This window comes from Streptomyces sp. NPDC021212, assembly GCF_044332925.1.
In the GTDB taxonomy this organism is placed as follows: domain Bacteria; phylum Actinomycetota; class Actinomycetes; order Streptomycetales; family Streptomycetaceae; genus Streptomyces.
This window is the reverse complement of record NZ_JBIRPZ010000001.1, coordinates 470,883-487,407: the sequence shown is the minus strand read 5'-3', so window position 1 is coordinate 487,407 and position 16,525 is coordinate 470,883. Positions and strand designations below refer to the sequence as shown.

Below are 16,525 nucleotides of genomic sequence, written 5' to 3'. Positions count from 1 at the left end.
GGTCGCTTCCTCCGCGGGGCCGGGCGGGTCAGTTTTCGGGCGGGTTGGTGATGGCGGCGGCGATCTCGCCGTGGCTCTCGCCGCCCTGCTCGTCCCAGTAGCGGCAGCGGGTGCGCAGCATCACCAGGGCGTCGCGCAGGTCGTTGGCGTCCCATTCGGCGATGTCGGCGATCTCGATCTCGCCGCGGAAGTGGCGGCCGCTCATGGCGGTGCGGAAGGTGCTCTTGAAGTCGGTGATGAACACGTCCGCGAGCTGCCGGGTCCAGAACTGCTCCAGCGTCCACCGGGAGAACGGCGCGACCAGCGATTCCTTCACCGACTTGGCCATCAGGTAGTAGGCCATCTGGTTGAAGCAGATGTTGAACTCGACCGAGTTGAAGTGTCCGGTGTCGTCGATGTAGCAGGACTCGGGGATCAGGAAGGTGCAGGCGGCGCCGAGCCGTCCGCCGTCCAGGGGGTCGCCCGCCACCGTGACCGCGGCCGAGGTGAGGTATTCGCACCGCTTGGCCCGGTAGGGGGTGAGCACGCGGTGCAGCAGTTCCTCGTCGGTGGGGTAGACGCGCTGGTCGATGTCGTCGAGCGGGTCGTCGAGCAACCGGGTCATGTCGGATCTCCTGATCGTTGCGCGGTGCGGAGGAGTTCGGCCAGGTTCATGTTCTGGATGGCCGCGGTGCGGTCCTCCCTGTCCTGCACGTCCTGGCCCGGCTCCGGTCCGTCCGGGGTGGATCCCGGTGTGGATTCCGGCTCGCTCAAGCCCAGTTCGTCCAGCAGGTGGCGGGTGAGGACGAGCGCGGTCGGGTGGTCGAAGACGAGCGTCGCGGACAGGCGCTCCCCGACGGCCTCGCCGAGGGCGTTGCGGAACCGCACGGCGGCGAGGGAGTCGAAGCCCATGTCGCGGAACGACCGTTCGGCGTCGACCTCGTCGGCGTCGGCGAAGCCGAGGGTGGCGGCGGCCCGGGTGCGGACGACGTCGAGCAGGGCCTGTTCGCGGCGGGCGGGCGTCAGGCGGGCCAGCCGGTCGCGCAGGCTCTCGGCGGGTTCGGTGGTGGCGGCGGCGGGGTCGACGGCGCGCCGGGCGGGGCCGCGTACCAGGTCGCGCATCAGATACGGCACGTCGGAGCGGAGCTGCCCGGTCAGATCGAGCCGTACGGGCGCCAGGAACGCCCGGTCGAGCGCCCCGGCGGCGTCCAGCAGCGCCATGCCCTCGTCGGAGGCGAGGGGCAGGACGCCGTCGCGCCGCATACCGGCCAGGTCGGCGGCGTCCAGCGCGCCGGTCATGCCGCTGGCCTCCTCCCACAGCCCCCAGGCCAGGGACTGTGCGGGCAAGCCACGGGCGCGGCGGTGTGCGGCGAGGCCGTCGAGGAAGGAGTTGGCGGCGGCGTAGTTGCCCTGCCCGGCGCCTCCGGTCACGCCCGCGGCGGACGAGAACAGGACGAACGCCGAGAGGTCCTGGCCTGCGGTGAGTTCATGGAGGTTCAGCGCCGCGTCGACCTTGGGGCGCATCACCGTGGCCATCTTCTCCGGTGTCAGCGAGGAGATGATCCCGTCGTCGAGGACGCCCGCGGTGTGTACGACTCCGGCGAGGGTACGGCCCGCCAGCACGGCGGCCAGCGCGTCACGGTCGGCGGCGTCGCAGGCGGCCACCTCGACGCGGGCGCCGAGCGCGGTCAGGTCGGCGGCCAGGCCGTGGGCGCCCGGGGCATCCGGGCCACGGCGGCTGGTGAGCAGCAGGTCGGTGACGCCGTGGGCGGTGACCAGGTGGCGGGCGACCAGACCGCCCAGGGTGCCGGTGCCGCCGGTGATCAGCACGGTGCCGGCCCGGTCGCCGAAGACGGTGGCGGGAGCGCCGGGCCGGTCCGCGGCCACGCGGGTCAGGCGCGGCCGGTGGAGGGTGCCGGAGCGCATCGCGAGCTGCGCTTCGCCGGCGGCCACCGCCGCGCCCAGATCGGCATCGGTGGGGTCCGTGGCATCGGTGGGGTCGAGGTCGATGAGGACGATGCGCCCCGGGTTCTCGGTCTGGGCGCTGCGGACCAGCCCCCAGACCGCGGCCCCGGCGAGATCGGTGACGTCCTCGCCGTCCACCGACACGGCACCCCGGGTGACGACCACCAGCATGGCGTCGTCGTCCCGGTCCTCCTCCGGCCAGGACTGGAGAACGCCCAGCGCGGCAGCGGTCGCGGCGTATACCGCGTCGGCGGTCGTGCCGCCCGCGCAGCGGTGCACGACCGTCCGGGGCGGGGCTTCACCGCCCGTCGCGGCGGGCGCCCAGGCGAGTTGGTACAGCGCCTCGTGGGACGCGCCTACGGAGTGGCCTGTGGCCATCGGCCGCAGGACGAGGGAATCGACGGACGCCACGGGGCGGCCCGCGGTGTCGGTGAGGCGCAGCGCCACCTCGTCCTCGCCCAGCCGTGTCATCCGCAGCCGGAGCGCGGCGGCTCCCGAGGCGTGCAGGTCGACCCGCGTCCAGGCGAACGGGAGGGTGACCCGCTCGGCGTCGGTGGCGAGCAGCGCGGTGGCGTGCAGCGCCGCGTCGAGCGCGGCCGGGTGCAGTCCGAACCGCGCGGCCTCGGCGGCGGCCTGCTCGGGCAGCGCGATGTCCGCGTACACCTCGTCGCCGGAGCGCCACGCGGCGCGCATCCCCTGGAAGGCGGGCCCGTAGACCGGCCCTTCGGCGGAGGACGGCTCGTAGAAGCCGGCCAGGTCGACGGGTTCGGCGCCCGGTGGCGGCCAGGGCGCGGGGTCGGGCGCCGGTTCCGGTGCGGCGTCGGCCAGCGTGCCCTGCGCGTGGCGGGTCCAGGCGGTGCCGGCGGGGGCGTCGTCGGGCCGGGAGTGGATCGACACGGTGCGCAGGTCGGCGCCGACGACGACCTGGATCGCCACGCCACCGCGCTCCGGGAGCGCGAGCGGTGTCTCCAGCGTCAGCTCCTCCACGCGCCCCCGGCCCACCTCGTCACCGGCGCGGACGGCCAGTTCCACGAAGCCGGAGCCGGGGAAAAGGACGGTGCCGCCGACGGCGTGGTCCGCCAGCCACCGCTGGGCGGAGAGCGCCAGCCGTCCGGTGAGCAGCACTCCCCCGGCCCCGGCGACCGGCACCGCCGCGCCCAGCAGCGGGTGGTCGGCGGGCAGCTGGCCGACGCCCCGCGCGTCGCCGGTGTGTTCGGGCACGGGCAGCCAGTACCGCTTGCGCTGGAACGGGTACGTGGGCAGGTCCACGCGCCGGGCCCCGGTTCCGGCGAACTGGGTCTCCCAGTCGACGGTGGCACCGCGTACGTACGCCTCGGCCAGTGAGGTGAGGAATGCGCGCGGGCCTCCGGCGTCGCGGCGCAGGGTACCGACGAGGGTGGCGGCCACCGCGGCCGATTCGGCGGTCTCGCCGAGCCCGGCCAGCAGGCCGGGGTGCGGGCTGGCCTCCACGAAGATCTCGAAGCCGTCGGCCAGCAGCGCGCGCGTCGTCTCCTCGAAGCGGACCGTCTGCCGCAGGTTGGTGTACCAGTACGCGGCGTCCAGACCGGCGGTGTCCAGCTGCCCGGCGGTGACGGTGGAGTAGAACGGGATGGCCGAGGTGCGCGGGGTCAGGCCGGTCAGCTCGGTGAGCAGCCGGTCGCGGATCTCCTCCACGAACACCGAGTGGGAGGCGTAGTCCACGCGGATGCGGCGGGTCTGGACGCCCTCGGCGTCCAGCCGGTCCCGCAGCTCGTCCAGGGCCTGCGGGTCGCCGCACACGACGACGGAGCCGGGGCCGTTGATGACGGCGAGCTGGAGGCGGCCGTCCCAGTCGGCCAGGTGCCCGGCCGTACGGTCGGCGGACAGGGCCACCGACATCATGCCGCCCCGGCCCGCCAGGTCCTGGCGGATGACGCGACTGCGCAGGGCGACGACGCGCGCGCCGTCCTCCAGCGACAGCGCACCGGCGACGCAGGCGGCGGCGATCTCGCCCTGGGAGTGGCCGACGACGGCGGCCGGTTCGACTCCGGCGGCGCGCCACGCCTCGGCCAGCGACACCATCATCGCCCACAGGGCGGGCTGTACGACGTCGACGTCCTCCAGGGGCGGTGCGCCGGGCGCGCCGCGCAGCACGTCGAGCAGATTCCATTCGACGTACGGTTCGAGGGCCTTGGCGCACTCGCCGAGGCGGGTCGCGAACGCCGGTGAGTGTTCCAGCAGTTCGACGCCCATGCCCGGCCACTGCGAGCCCTGCCCGGGGAAGACGAACACGGCGCGCGAGTCGCCGCGCCGCACGCCCTGGACGACGGAGGCGGGCGTCTTCCCGGCCGCCACCGCGTCGAGTCCGGCGAGCAGGCCGTCGCGGTCACCCTCCACGATCACGGCACGGTGTTCCAGGGCGGCGCGGCCACGGGCGAGCGAGGCGGCCACATCCAGGGGGTCGGTTTCCGGTTGGTCGCGCAGATGGGCGGCGATCCGCGCCGCCTGGGCGCGCAGCGCCTCGGCCGACGCCGCCGACACGGTCAGCGGCACGATCGGGGGCCGCTCGCCGCGCGGCTCGCGCGGGCCGGACGGTGGCGCCTCCTCCAGGACCACATGGGCGTTGGTGCCGCTGACCCCGAACGAGGACACCGCGGCGCGACGGGGGCGGCCGTGTCCCGGCCACTCCCTGGCCTCGGTGAGCAGTTCGACGGCGCCCTCGGTCCAGTCGATGTGCGGGGAGGGGGTGTCGGCGTGCAGGGTGCGGGGCAGCACACCGTGCCGCATCGCCATCGCCATCTTGATCACACCGGCGACTCCGGCGGCGGCCTGGGTGTGCCCCAGGTTGGACTTGACCGACCCCAGCCACAGCGGTTCGCCGTCCGCGCGCTCCTGCCCGTACGTGGCCATCAGCGCCTGGGCCTCGATCGGGTCGCCGAGGGTGGTGCCGGTGCCGTGGCCCTCGACCGCGTCAATGTCGGCGGGGGTGAGCCCCGCGGAGGCCACGGCCTGCCGGATCACCCGTTGCTGGGCGGGGCCGTTGGGCGCGGACAGGCCGTTGGACGCGCCGTCCTGGTTGACGGCCGAGCCGCGCACCACCGCGAGCACCGGGTGTCCGGCGCGGCGCGCGTCCGACAGGCGTTCCAGCAGCACCAGTCCGGCGCCCTCGCCCCAGCCGGTGCCGTCGGCGGACGCGCCGTACGCCTTGCAGCGGCCGTCGGCGGCGAGTCCCCTCTGCAGGCTCATCCCGATGAACGTCTCGGGCGTGGCCATCACGGTGACGCCGCCCGCGAGGGCGAAGGCGCACTCGCCCTGGCGCAGCGCCTGCATCGCCCAGTGCATCGCCACCAGGGACGAGGAGCAGGCGGTGTCGATGGTGACCGCCGGGCCCTGGAGTCCCAGGGTGTAGGCGATGCGGCCGGACGCGACGCTGCCGAGGCCACCGCCCGCGGTGAAGCCCGCGAGGTCCTCGGGGACGGAGCCGGAGGGCGGCGCCCAGTCGTGGTACATGACCCCGGCGAACACACCGGTGGGGGTGCCCTTCAGGGACAGCGGGTCGATGCCGCCGCGCTCCAGCGCCTCCCACGCGGTTTCCAGCAGCAGACGGTGCTGCGGGTCCATCGCCTGGGCCTCCTTCGGGCTGATGCCAAAGAAGGCGGGGTCGAAGTCGGCGGCGTCGTAGAGGAAGCCGCCTTCGCGGGTGGCCGTGGTGCCGTGTCTGCCGGGCTCGGGGTGGTAGATCTCCTCGAGGTTCCAGCCCCGGTCCTCGGGGAAGCCGGCGATCGCGTCGGTGCCGTCGGCGACGAGCCGCCACAGCTCCTCGGGGGAGGTGACGCCGCCGGGGTAGCGGCAGGCCATCGCCACGATCGCGATGGGCTCCTCGGCCGGGGCCCGCACGGCGGTCCGCGCCGGGGTGGCGGCGGGTGCGGTGCCGCGCACCTTGTCGAGCACGTGGTCGGCGAGCGCGCTCGGGGTCGGGTGGTCGAAGATCAGGGTGGAGGTGAGCCGGAGCCCGGTGGCCTCGCCGAGCGCGTTGCGCAGCTCGACGGCGGCCAGGGAGTCGAAGCCCAGCTCGGTGAAGGCGCGGCGGGGGTCGATGGCGGTGCCGCTGTCGTGGCCGAGGACGACGGCGATCTGCGCGCGGACCAGGTCGAGGACGATCCGGGCCCGTTCGGCGTCGGGTTTCCCGGCCAGCCGGTCGGCGAGCGCGCCGCCGGGGGCGCCCGCGGCCGTGGTGGCGGCGGCGCGGCGGGCGGGGGTGCGGACCAGGCCGCGCAGCATCGGCGGGATGCCGTCGGGGCGGGCCCGCAGCGCGGGGACGTCGAGGCGCAGCGGCACCAGGGCGGGTGCGCCGGAGGTGAGCGCCTGGTCGAGGAGGGCGAGGTTCTCGTCGGACCCGAGGGCGGGGAGCCCGGACCGTGCGGCGCGGCGCAGCGTCACCTCGTCCAGGCGGGCGCCCATGCCCGCGTCGCCCGCCCACAGGTTCCACGCCAGGGATGTGGCGGGCAGGCCGTGGGCGGCCCGGTGCTCGGCGAGCGCGTCGAGGAACGCGTTGGCGGCGGCGTAGTTTCCCTGCCCGGCGGACTCCAGGGTCCCGGCCGCGGAGGAGAACAGCACGAACGCGGCCAGGGGACGGTCCCGGGTCAGCTCGTGCAGGTGCCACGCGCCGTCCGCCTTGCCGTGGAAGACGGTGCGGACCTGCTCGGGGGTGAGCGATCCGGCCAGCCCGTCGTCGATGACTCCGGCACCGTGGACGACGGCCGTCAGCGGATGCTCGTCGGGGATGGCCTCCAGCAGCGCCGCCAGGGCGGCGCGGTCGGCCACATCGCACGCGGCCACGGTCGCCCGAGCACCCAACCCGCCCAGCTCAGCGGCGAGTTCGGCGGCGCCGGGGCCGTCCGGGCCGCGCCGCCCGGTGAGCAGCAGGTGCTTCACCCCGTACCGGCGGACGAGATGGCGGGCCACCAGGCCGCCCAGCCCTCCGGTGCCGCCGGTGATCAGCACCGTGCCGTCCGGGTCCCAGGCGACGGGCCGCGGCGCGTCCGGCAGTGGCGTACGCGCCAGGCGCGGCACCAGCACCGTGCCGTCTCGCAGGGCGAGTTGGGGTTCTCCGGTGGCCAGGGCGGCGCGCAGCTCGCGTTCGGGTACCTCGCCGTCGGTGCCGACGAGGACGAATCGCCCGGGGTTCTCGGCCTGGGCGGAGCGCACCAGCGCCCACAGGGGCGCGAGCGTCAGGTCGCCCGGCGCCTCACGGGTGACGAGGGCGAGCCGGGTGTCGTCGCGCAGCGCGTCCTCGATGAGCTTCAGGGCGTACAGCGTGGCTTCCCGCGCCGCCTCGGCGGGGGCGCCGGGGAAGGTGGCGGGCACGAACGCGAGGTGGAATTCCCCAGCCTTGGCGTCCGGCTCCGGCGGGGCCTGGATCTCGGTCCATTCGACGCGCAGCAGCGCGCCGTCCCGCGCCGCGGACAGCACCCCGTTCAGCGGCACGGGCCGCTGGACGAGCGACCGTACGGTGGCGACCGGCGCCCCGGTGGTGTCGGCCAGCTCGACCGCGACCTCGTCCGCGGCCGTACGGTGCAGGTGGACGCGTACGGCGGTGGCGCCGGCGGCGTGCAGTTCGAGGCCGAGCCAGGCGAACGGGAGCCGCACCTGACCGTCGTCCTCCGGCCCTTCGGCGGCGTGCAGGCTCGCGTCCAGCAGCGCCGGGTGCAGCCCGAACCGGTCGGCGCCCGGCTCTTCCACGGCGACTTCGGCGAACACCTCGTCCCCGCGGCGCCACGCGGCGCGCACGCCCTGGAACGCGGGCCCGTAGCCGTACCCCTGCGCGGCCTGGCGCTCGTAAAGCCCGTCGACGTCGATGGGCTCGGCGTCGGCCGGTGGCCACTGGGCGAACGCGGCCCCGTCGGCGGTCGCGCCCTCGGCGTGTTCGGCCAGCACACCACTGGCGTGCCGGGTCCAGCTCTCCTCGCTGCGCGCGGGGCGCGAGTAGATCTCGGCGGTACGGCGGCCCGCCGCGTCGGGCGCGCCGACGACGACCTGGACCTCCACCGCCGCGTCCCCGGTCAGCGACAGCGGCGTCTCCAGGGTGAGTTCCTCCACCACGCCGCAGCCCGCCTCGTCCCCGGCCCGCACGGCCAGCTCGACCAGGGCGGTGCCGGGGACGAGGACGACACCGGCGATGACGTGGTCGGCCAGCCAGGGCTGCGAGCGGGTGGACAGCAGGCCCGTCAGGACCAGCCCGTCGACGCCCGCGAGGCTGACGGCGGTGTCCAGCAGCGGATGCCCGACGGTGCCCGCCGGGCCACTCCCGGCGTCCAGCCAGTACCGCTTGCGCTGGAACGCGTAGGTGGGCAGCGCGGTCCGGCGGGCGCCCCGGCCCGCGAAGAAGCGGTCCCAGTCGACGGCGACGCCATGGGCGTGCGCCACGCCGAGCGCGGTGACGGCCTGGCGCTCCTCGTCGTGCCCGTCGCGCAGCAGCGCGGCGAACGCGGTGTCGGGGCCGCCGTCGGCGAGGCATTCGCGGCCCATCGCCGACAGCACGGCATCGGGGCCCAGCTCCAGGTACGTGGTGACGCCGTGGGCCTCCAGCCGGTGCATGCCTCTCGCGAACCGTACCGGCTCGCGCACGTGGCGCACCCAGTGGTCGGCGTCGAACAAGGTGCCGGCCTCCCCGGTCAGGGCGGACACCAGGGGGATGCGCGGGGGTGCGTACGTCAGGGTCTCGGCGACCCGGCGGAAGCCGTCGAGCATGGGGTCCATCAGCGGCGAGTGGAACGCGTGCGAGACCCGCAGCCGTCGCGTCTTGCGTCCCTGCTCGGCGAAGCGGGCGGCGACGGCCAGGACGTCGTCGGTCTCCCCGGACAGCACCACCGCGGACGGGCCGTTGACGGCGGCCAGGCCCACCCGCTCGGTCAGATACGGGGCGACCTCGGCCTCCTCGGCCTGGACGGCCACCATCGCGCCACCGCCGGGGAGTTCGTCCATCAGCGTGCCGCGCGCCCCCACCAGCAGGGCCGCGTCCGCGAGGGTCATGACCCCGGCGGCGTGCGCGGCGGCGATCTCGCCGATGGAGTGTCCGGCGACGAGGCCGGGGGTGACGCCCCACGACTCCAGCAGCCGGAACAGGGCCGTCTCGACGGCGAAGAGCGCGGCCTGTGCGTACCGGGTCCGGTGGAGGAGTTCGGCCCCCGGCGTGCCGGGCTCGGCGAACAGCACCTCGCCCAGGGGCTCGTCGAGGTGGAGGTCGAGGTGGTCGGCGGCCTCCTGGAGCGCCTGCGCGAACGCCGGGAAGGCGCGTGCCAGTTCCCGTCCCATGCCGACGCGCTGACTGCCCTGGCCGGTGAACAGGAACGCGGTCCGGCCCGTCGCCCGCGTCGTGCCGGTGAGCAGTCCGGGCGCGGCCGCGCCCTCGGCGAGGGCGGTCAGGGCGCGGCGCAGGTGGTCGCGGTCGGTGGCGACGACCGTGGCGCGGTGGCGCAGCGCGGCGCGCGTGGTGGCGGCCGAGTACGCGATGTCCAGCGGCGGCGCCGCGTCCACGACCGTCAGGAGCCGGGCGGCCTGGCCGCGCAGGGCGTCCTCGCCTTGGGCGGACAGGACGACGGGGACGGGGCGGTCGGCCGCGGGAGGTCCCGGGATCTCCGGGACGGCAGCGGCCGGCGGCTCTTCGATGATGACATGGGCGTTGGTGCCGCTCGCGCCGAACGAGGAGATCCCGGCCCGGCGGGGGGTGTCCGTGGCCTCCCACGGGACGGGCTCGGTGAGGAGCTTGACGGTGCCGCCGGACCAGTCGACGTGCGGGGTCGGCTCGTCCACGTGCAGGGTGCGGGGCAGCGTACGGTGGCGCATCGCCTGGACCATCTTGATGACCCCGGCGGCCCCCGCCGCCGCGCCGGTGTGTCCGATGTTGGACTTCACCGACCCCAGCCACAGGGGCTTGTCGGGTGCGCGCCCGACTCCGTACGCGGCGACCAGGGCCTGACCCTCGATGGGGTCGCCGAGCGTGGTTCCGGTGCCGTGTGCCTCGACCGCGCCGACCTCGTCGGGGGTGAGCCCCGCGTCGGCGAGGGCCCGGCGGATGACGCGCTGCTGGGCGAGGCCGTTGGGCGCGGCGAGGCCGTTGCTGGCGCCGTCCTGGTTGATGGCGGTGCCACGGATCACGGCCAGCACCGGGTGTCCGTCGCGCAGCGCGTCCGTCAGGCGGGCCAGGACGAACACGCCCGCGCCCTCGGCGAAGGAGGTGCCGTCCGCCGCCGCGGCGAACGCCTTGATACGTCCGTCCGGGGCCAGGCCGCGCTGGCGGCTGAAGGTGGTGAACGTACCGGGGCTGGAGATGACGGTGACGCCGCCCGCCAGCGCCAGCCCGCACTCCCCGCCCTGGAGGGACCGTACGGCCAGGTGGAGGGCGGTGAGCGAGCCCGAGCAGGCGGTGTCGACGGTGAGCGTGGGCCCCTCGAGGCCGAGCGTGTAGGCCACGCGGCCGGATACGACGCTGGGCAGGCTGCCGCCCAGGACGTAGCCGTCGAGGCCGTCCGGGGCCTCGTGGGTGCGGGGCCCGTACTCGTGCGGTTCGACGCCGATGAACACGCCCGACGGGGTGCCGCGCAGTAGGCCGGGGTCGATGCCCGCGCGCTCCAGTGCCTCCCAGGAGGTCTCCAGCAGCAGCCGCTGCTGGGGGTCCATGGCCAGCGCCTCTTTGGGGTTGATCTGGAAGAAGTCGGCGTCGAAGTCGGCGGCGTCCGGCAGGAATCCGCCGCGCCGCACATAGCTGGTGCCGGGAGCGGCCGGGTCCGGGTCGTAGAGGCGGTCGAGGTCCCAGCCCCGGTCGGCGGGGAAGTCGGTGAGCACGTGGGTGCCGTCGGCCAGGATCCGCCACAGGTCCTCGGGCGAGGTCACGCCGCCGGGGTAGCGGCAGCCGATCCCGACGATGGCGATCGGCTCGTCGGACACCGCGGGCGCGGCGGGCGCCTCGGATTCGTGGTGGCTTTCCGGCCCGGTGGCGCCGTGCACCACGGCCACCAGGTGGCGGGCCAGGGCGGCCGGTGTCGGGTGGTCGAAGCCGATGGTGACGGGCAGTTCCACGCCCAGTTCGGCGGTGAGCCGCCGGTGCAGCTGGACCAGGCCGAGCGAGTCCAGGCCCTCCGCCAGGAACGGGCGGTCGGCCGCCACGTCGGTGGGGCCGTCCCCGCAGGCGTCGGGGTCGGCGGCCCGCAGCACGGCGGCGGCCTGCGTCAGCACCAGTTCCAGCATCGCGGCCTGTGACTGCTCGGTCATGTGCATACTCCGCAACGAAGAAGAGGCAGGGAGGCGATCGGGGATCGGGGTGTTCAGATGGCCGCGAGGGCGGTCAGGGCGGTGCGGTCGACCTTGCCGTTGACGGTCAGCGGGAACTCGTCCACCACGTGCAGGCCCTGCGGGATCATGTACGCGGGCAGCGCGGCCCGGCAGAACGCGATGACCTCCTTGGCGTCCGGCGCGGGGCCGCCGGGGGCGCGGGTGACGAACGCGTGCAGCACCGGGTCGCCGTCGGTGCGCGGCAGGAGCATCGCGACCGCGCCGGTGATGCCGGTGAACTGGCCGATGCGGCGTTCCACCTCGCCCAGTTCGACGCGGTTGCCGCGGATCTGCACCTGGGAGTCGGCGCGGCCGTGGAAGTACAGCTCGCCGCCCTCGCCCATGGTGGCCAGGTCACCGGTCTTGAACACGTGCTGTCCCGACCGGGGTTCGAGCGGGTCGGGGACGACGACGGCGCGGGTGGCCTCCGGATCGTTCCAGTAGCCGGAGAACAGCGACGGGGAACGCAGGTAGATCTCGCCGAGCACGCCGGGCTCGTCCACGGGGGCGCCGTCGGGCCCGATGAGCATCATCTCCGCGCCCGCGACCGCGTAGCCGATCGACAGACGTTCGGTGCCGGGCGGCAGCGGGTTGGGCACCTCGGTGATGGACGCGGCCATCGTCTCGGTGGCGCCGTAGCCGTTGGTGAAGCGCACCTTCGGCAGCAGCTCCTGGAGGGCGCGCAGTTCGTCCAGGGGGAAGTCCTCCCCGGAGAACGCGATGCGCCGCAGCGCGCCCTGCTCGCCCAGCTCCGCCAGCAGGTCGGGCTCGTGGCGCAGCACCGGACGCCACGCCGACGGGACGGCGTCCACCTGTGTGGTTCCGGTGTCGCGCAGGAACGACAGGAAGCGGCGGGGCCAGCCCAGCCGGTCACGCGGTACGGGCACCAGCGCGGCGCCGTGGCTGAGGGCGAACCCGATGTCGAACAGCGCGAAGTCGAACTGGAGCGGCGCGGTGCCCGCCACCCGGTCCTCGGCCGTGATCAGCTCCGCGGCCTCCGCGCCGCGCAGGAACGCGATGACCCCGCGGTGGCTCATGACCACGCCCTTGGGCCGGCCCGTCGTGCCCGAGGTGAAGGTGATGTACGCGGTGTCGACGGGCGTGACCGCGCGGCGGCGGCGGACGCGCGGGGCGGGCGGACGCTCCACGGTGAGGCCACCCGCGCCGAACCGGGCGGTGCCGACCGTTTCGGGGATGCCGGTGCGCTGTCCGCGCGTCGGCTGGAGGTACAGCGCGGGCTCGGCGCTGTCGATGATCGTCAGGAGCCGTTCGTCCGGGGTCTCGGGGCTGACGGGGGTGAACGGCAGCCCGAGTGTGGCGCAGGCGAGGAGGGTGGCGATGGCATCGGCGTCCGTGTCGGACTCCAGGATGACGCGGTCGCCGACATCGAGGCCGAGCGCGTCGAGCGCCTCGGCCAAGCGGTCGGTGCGGCGCTGGAGTTCGCCGTAGGTGACCGTCTCCAGGCCGCCGTCCGGCGCTGCCTGGATGACGGCGGGCCGGTCGGGGTCGTTCCGGGCGGCGGCCAGCAGATATGTCCGCAGGTTGTCCACCGATGCGTGCGCCCGGGCTGGACGCGCTCCATTCGGGCTCATGCGCCACCCTTCCGATTCGGGCCTTCTCAGCAAATGCCAGGCTGTTTCTAACAGGGCCCTTTTACGGCCCACAAGAACTCTCGCCCGCCCACCACTGAACTAGGGGGCGTTAGGGGTTATGCCGGTACCGGGGGCCAACAAGACTGGCCGGAAACAATAGATCGAACTTTTGGGCTTTCAGAATGCACACGCGACGCGCGTGACAAAAGGGAGAGCGAGAATATGTCGGCGATTGTCTTTCCTGGAATCGGCCCGACGCGGTTCGCCGACTCAGGCCGGTTCCTGGCGGTCCATCCGGTGGCGCGCCGGCTCGTCGCCGAGGCGGACGGAGCCCTGGGCTATTCCCTGATCGACCGGTACCGGGAGGCCGAGGCCCGCGGCGACCAGGGCGCGTTCCCCGAGCCGGCCCGGATCGCCTTCCTGGTCTCCTGCCTGGCGCTGGCCGAATGGACGGTCGCCGAGCACGAGGTGGCGCCGGTGGCCTGCGCCGGCGCCAGCTTCGGCGGCACGGCGGCGGCGGTGTTCGCCGGTGCGCTGCCGTTCGCCGAGGCCGTGGCGATGACCGCGGCGTGGGGCCGCTTGGTGGACGCGTACTTCGCGCGGGAGCACCACGACCTCGTCGCCCAGTCGTTCGCCCGCGTCCCGTCCGACCGGCTGGACGAGATCCGGGCGGAGCTGGACGCGCGCGGCGAGTGGAACGAGGTGGCCTGCCACGTCGACCACGACTTCCACATGCTGTCGGTGCGCGAGGGGACGGTGGACTGGCTCCAGCGACGGCTCAAGGCGGTGGGCGGCCTGCCGCTGTACGTCATGCGGCCGCCGATGCACTCGGCCGTGTTCGCCGCGCTGCGGGAGGAGATCGAGGCGGAGGTCGCCGCGGCCGTCCCGTTCCGCGACCCCGCGATCCCCGTGGTGTCCGATCACGACGGTTCGCTGGTGCGGACGGCCGCGGGGGTGCGGACGCTGCTGCTGGACGCGGTGACCCGCACGGTGCGCTGGCCGTCCGTCGTCGACACGCTCAAGGGCCTGGGCGTGGAGCGGGTGCACGTCACCGGGCAGGACGGGCTGTGGGGCCGGGTGGACGTCATGACCGAGGCGTTCGAGGTGGTGGCGGTGCGGCCGGAGACGGCCATGCGACCGCGCCGACGCAGCGCGATCGCATGAGCGGACGGAATCGCTTCAGTGGACTTCACGGCGGGTCAGCGCATGGCCGCCAGCGTTTTCCACAGGGTTTCGGGGGTGGCGAAGTTGTCGCCGTTGAGCGCGTCGTCGACGAAGCGGACCCCGTACATGTCCTCCAGCGAGGACAGCAGCGCGACCATTCCCATGGAATCGAGGCCGAAGTCACGCAGACTCAGGTCGGCGGTGAGTTCGTCCCCCGTTTCCAGCAAAGGAAGGTGTTTGCGGAGCAGTTGCCCGAAAGACTCGTCCCACATGCGCGCTCCCCTGTTTTCGCCGGCCCCTGCCCCATGGCAGGTGCCCGAATAACCGGCTGCCGAATAGTCGGCGTCGCGGCCAACCTAAGCCCTGCCTCCCGCGATTCGGCACCCCTATCCACCCCTTTTCCCTCCCCGGAAGAAGGACCATGATCGAGACACCCGTCCCCGGACACGGTCTGCACGAACGGTTTCTGCGCGGCCTGGCGCTGTCACCCGGCCGCGCCGCGATCCGCGTGGACGACGAGACCCTGACGTACGAGGCGATGCACGAACTGGCGCTGCGCCGGGCGGGGGCGCTGCTGGCCCGGGCCCCGCGCGGGCCGCACACCGTCGCCGTGCTGGCGGACAAGAGCCTGACCGCGTACGTGGGCATCCTGGCGGCGCTGTACTCGGGCGCCACCATCGTGCCGCTCAATCCGCGGTTCCCCGCCGAGCGCACCCGCCGCATGCTCACGGCGGCGGGGGTCTCGACGGTCATCGCCGATCCGGTCGGCCTGGCCGCGCTCGCCGAAACGGAGCTGGACCTGCCCGTCCTGGACGAGGCCGCCACCGCTCCCCCGCTTCACGCGCCGGTGGCCGTCCGGCCGTCCGACATCGCGTACGTGCTGTTCACCTCGGGGTCGACGGGCCGCCCCAAGGGCGTGCCGATGACCCACGGCGCCAACGACCACTACTTCACCCTGCTGGACCGGCGCTACGACTTCGGGCCCGGCGATGTGTTCTGCCAGAACGTGGGCCTCAACTTCGACTGCGCCATGTTCGAGCTGTTCTGCGCCTGGGGACGCGGCGCCCCGGTGCACGCCATTCCCCCCGCGGCCCACCGGGACCTGCCGGGGTTCCTCGCCGAGCGGCGGATGACCGTGTGGTTCTCCACCCCGAGCGGTACGTCGTTCATCCGGCGGATGGGCGGCCTGACCCCCGGGGCGATGCCCACGCTGCGGTGGAGCTTCTTCGCGGGCGAGGCGCTGCTGTGCGAGGACGCCGCCGCCTGGCAGGCCGCCGCGCCGAACTCGCGGATCGAGAACCTCTACGGGCCGACCGAGCTGACCGTCACCATCACCGGCCACCGCTGGTCACCGGAGACCTCACCGGGCCGGGCGGTCAACGGCGTCGTCCCGATCGGCCGGGTGCACCCCGGCCATGACCATCTGCTGCTCGACGGGGACACCGAGTCGGCGGTCGAGGGCGAACTGTGCGTCACCGGGCCGCAGATGACGCCCGGCTATCTGGATCCGAAGGACGACGAGGGCCGGTTCCTGGAGCGCGACGGCCGCCGCTGGTACCGGACGGGCGACCGGGTGCGCCGCCTGGACGACGGCGAGCTGGTGTACCTCGGCCGGCTGGACACCCAGGTGCAGATCCAGGGCTTCCGGGTCGAACTGGCCGAGGTGGACCATGTCGTCCGGCGGTGCCCGGGCGTGCAGAACGCCGCCACCGTGACCCGCCCGGCGCCGGGCGGTGGGCTGGAACTCGTCCTCTACTACACCGGCGACCGTATGCACCCGGTGGCGCTGCGCCGCGAGCTGGCCGCGCATCTGCCCGAGCCCATGGTGCCCAAGGTGTTCCGGCATGTGGCGGAGTTCCCGCTGAACGCCAACCACAAGGTCGACCGGGGGCGGCTGGCCCGCGAGGCGGCCGCGCTGTCAGACGGCTGACCCGAAGCGGCGGGCGTCCTCCACGACCGTACGCAGCGCCTCGGCGAGCGATTCGCCCGTCGAGGCGTGCTCGGGGTCGATGACCCACTGCATCATCACACCGCTGAGCAGCGCGTGGTAGAACTGCCCGACCGCGGCCCGGGTGCGCGGGGGCAACTCGACGCCGCCCAGGAGGAGTTCGACCAAACCCTTCTGGGCCTGCTGCTGCGCCTCGACGATGAAGCTGCGGACCTCGGGCACGTGCTCGATCTGGGAGATCGCGTCGAACTGGGCGGCCCACACCGGGCGGTGCCGCTCGAACAGCTCGATCACGCGCGTCCAGGCCAGCTCGAACCGCCCGATCGGATCGTCGGGCAGGTCGCCCGCGTCGGCCAGGACCCGCTTCAGCTCCTGCGCCCACTCCTCCAGCGCCTCCATGAGCGCGGCGTTGAGCAGGGCTTCCTTGGTGCCGTAGTGGTAGCCGATCGAGGCCAGGTTGGTGCCGGACGCCTCGACGATGTCCCGCGCGGTGGTGCGGGTGTACCCCTTCTCGTACAGGCAGCGCTTCGCCCCGGCCAGCAGGTCCGCTCGGTGTCCCATGCGGCCG

At 74.2% G+C, this 16,525-nt stretch carries 6 protein-coding genes and 1 pseudogene; 2 read left to right on the top strand and 5 right to left on the bottom strand.

What is annotated here, in order from left to right:
- Nucleotides 1-28: 28 nt before the first annotated feature.
- The 3 genes and pseudogenes from ACH4SI_RS02010 to ACH4SI_RS02000 all read right to left on the bottom strand — a co-directional run bounded on the left by ACH4SI_RS02010 (nt 29) and on the right by ACH4SI_RS02000 (nt 12,845).
- Nucleotides 29-604 carry an FcoT family thioesterase gene (locus ACH4SI_RS02010; RefSeq protein ID WP_398291485.1) on the bottom strand — a complete coding sequence of 192 codons (576 nt, stop codon included), beginning with the start codon at nt 602-604 and terminating at the stop codon, nt 29-31.
- Nucleotides 601-11,184, bottom strand: a pseudogene (locus ACH4SI_RS02005) (SDR family NAD(P)-dependent oxidoreductase); the annotation flags it as partial. The gene ACH4SI_RS02010 and the pseudogene ACH4SI_RS02005, both read right to left, overlap by 4 nt.
- 62 nt (nt 11,185-11,246) lie before the next feature.
- Nucleotides 11,247-12,845, bottom strand: a complete 1,599-nt coding sequence (locus ACH4SI_RS02000; protein ID WP_398291483.1) for an AMP-binding protein — start codon at nt 12,843-12,845, stop codon at nt 11,247-11,249.
- A gap of 222 nt (nt 12,846-13,067) precedes the next feature.
- Here ACH4SI_RS02000 and ACH4SI_RS01995 point away from each other — a divergent pair, with 222 nt between their 5' ends.
- Nucleotides 13,068-14,009 carry an ACP S-malonyltransferase gene (locus ACH4SI_RS01995; protein ID WP_398291481.1) on the top strand — a complete coding sequence of 314 codons (942 nt, stop codon included), beginning with the start codon at nt 13,068-13,070 and terminating at the stop codon, nt 14,007-14,009.
- A 35-nt stretch (nt 14,010-14,044) separates the two neighbouring features.
- Here the strand turns inward: ACH4SI_RS01995 and ACH4SI_RS01990 are convergent, their stop codons facing one another.
- Nucleotides 14,045-14,281, bottom strand: coding sequence for an acyl carrier protein (locus ACH4SI_RS01990; protein ID WP_398291479.1), 237 nt, complete (start codon nt 14,279-14,281; stop codon nt 14,045-14,047).
- 149 nt (nt 14,282-14,430) lie between these two features.
- Between ACH4SI_RS01990 and ACH4SI_RS01985 the strand changes: the two genes are divergently transcribed.
- Nucleotides 14,431-15,939, top strand: coding sequence for an AMP-binding protein (locus tag ACH4SI_RS01985; protein ID WP_398291477.1), 1,509 nt, complete (start codon nt 14,431-14,433; stop codon nt 15,937-15,939).
- On the opposite strand, the gene ACH4SI_RS01980 is transcribed toward ACH4SI_RS01985, so the two are convergent.
- On the bottom strand, nt 15,928-16,518 hold the full coding sequence (locus ACH4SI_RS01980) for a TetR/AcrR family transcriptional regulator (protein WP_398291475.1): 591 nt from the start codon (nt 16,516-16,518) through the stop codon (nt 15,928-15,930). The genes ACH4SI_RS01985 and ACH4SI_RS01980 overlap by 12 nt on opposite strands.
- Nucleotides 16,519-16,525 lie beyond the last annotated feature (7 nt).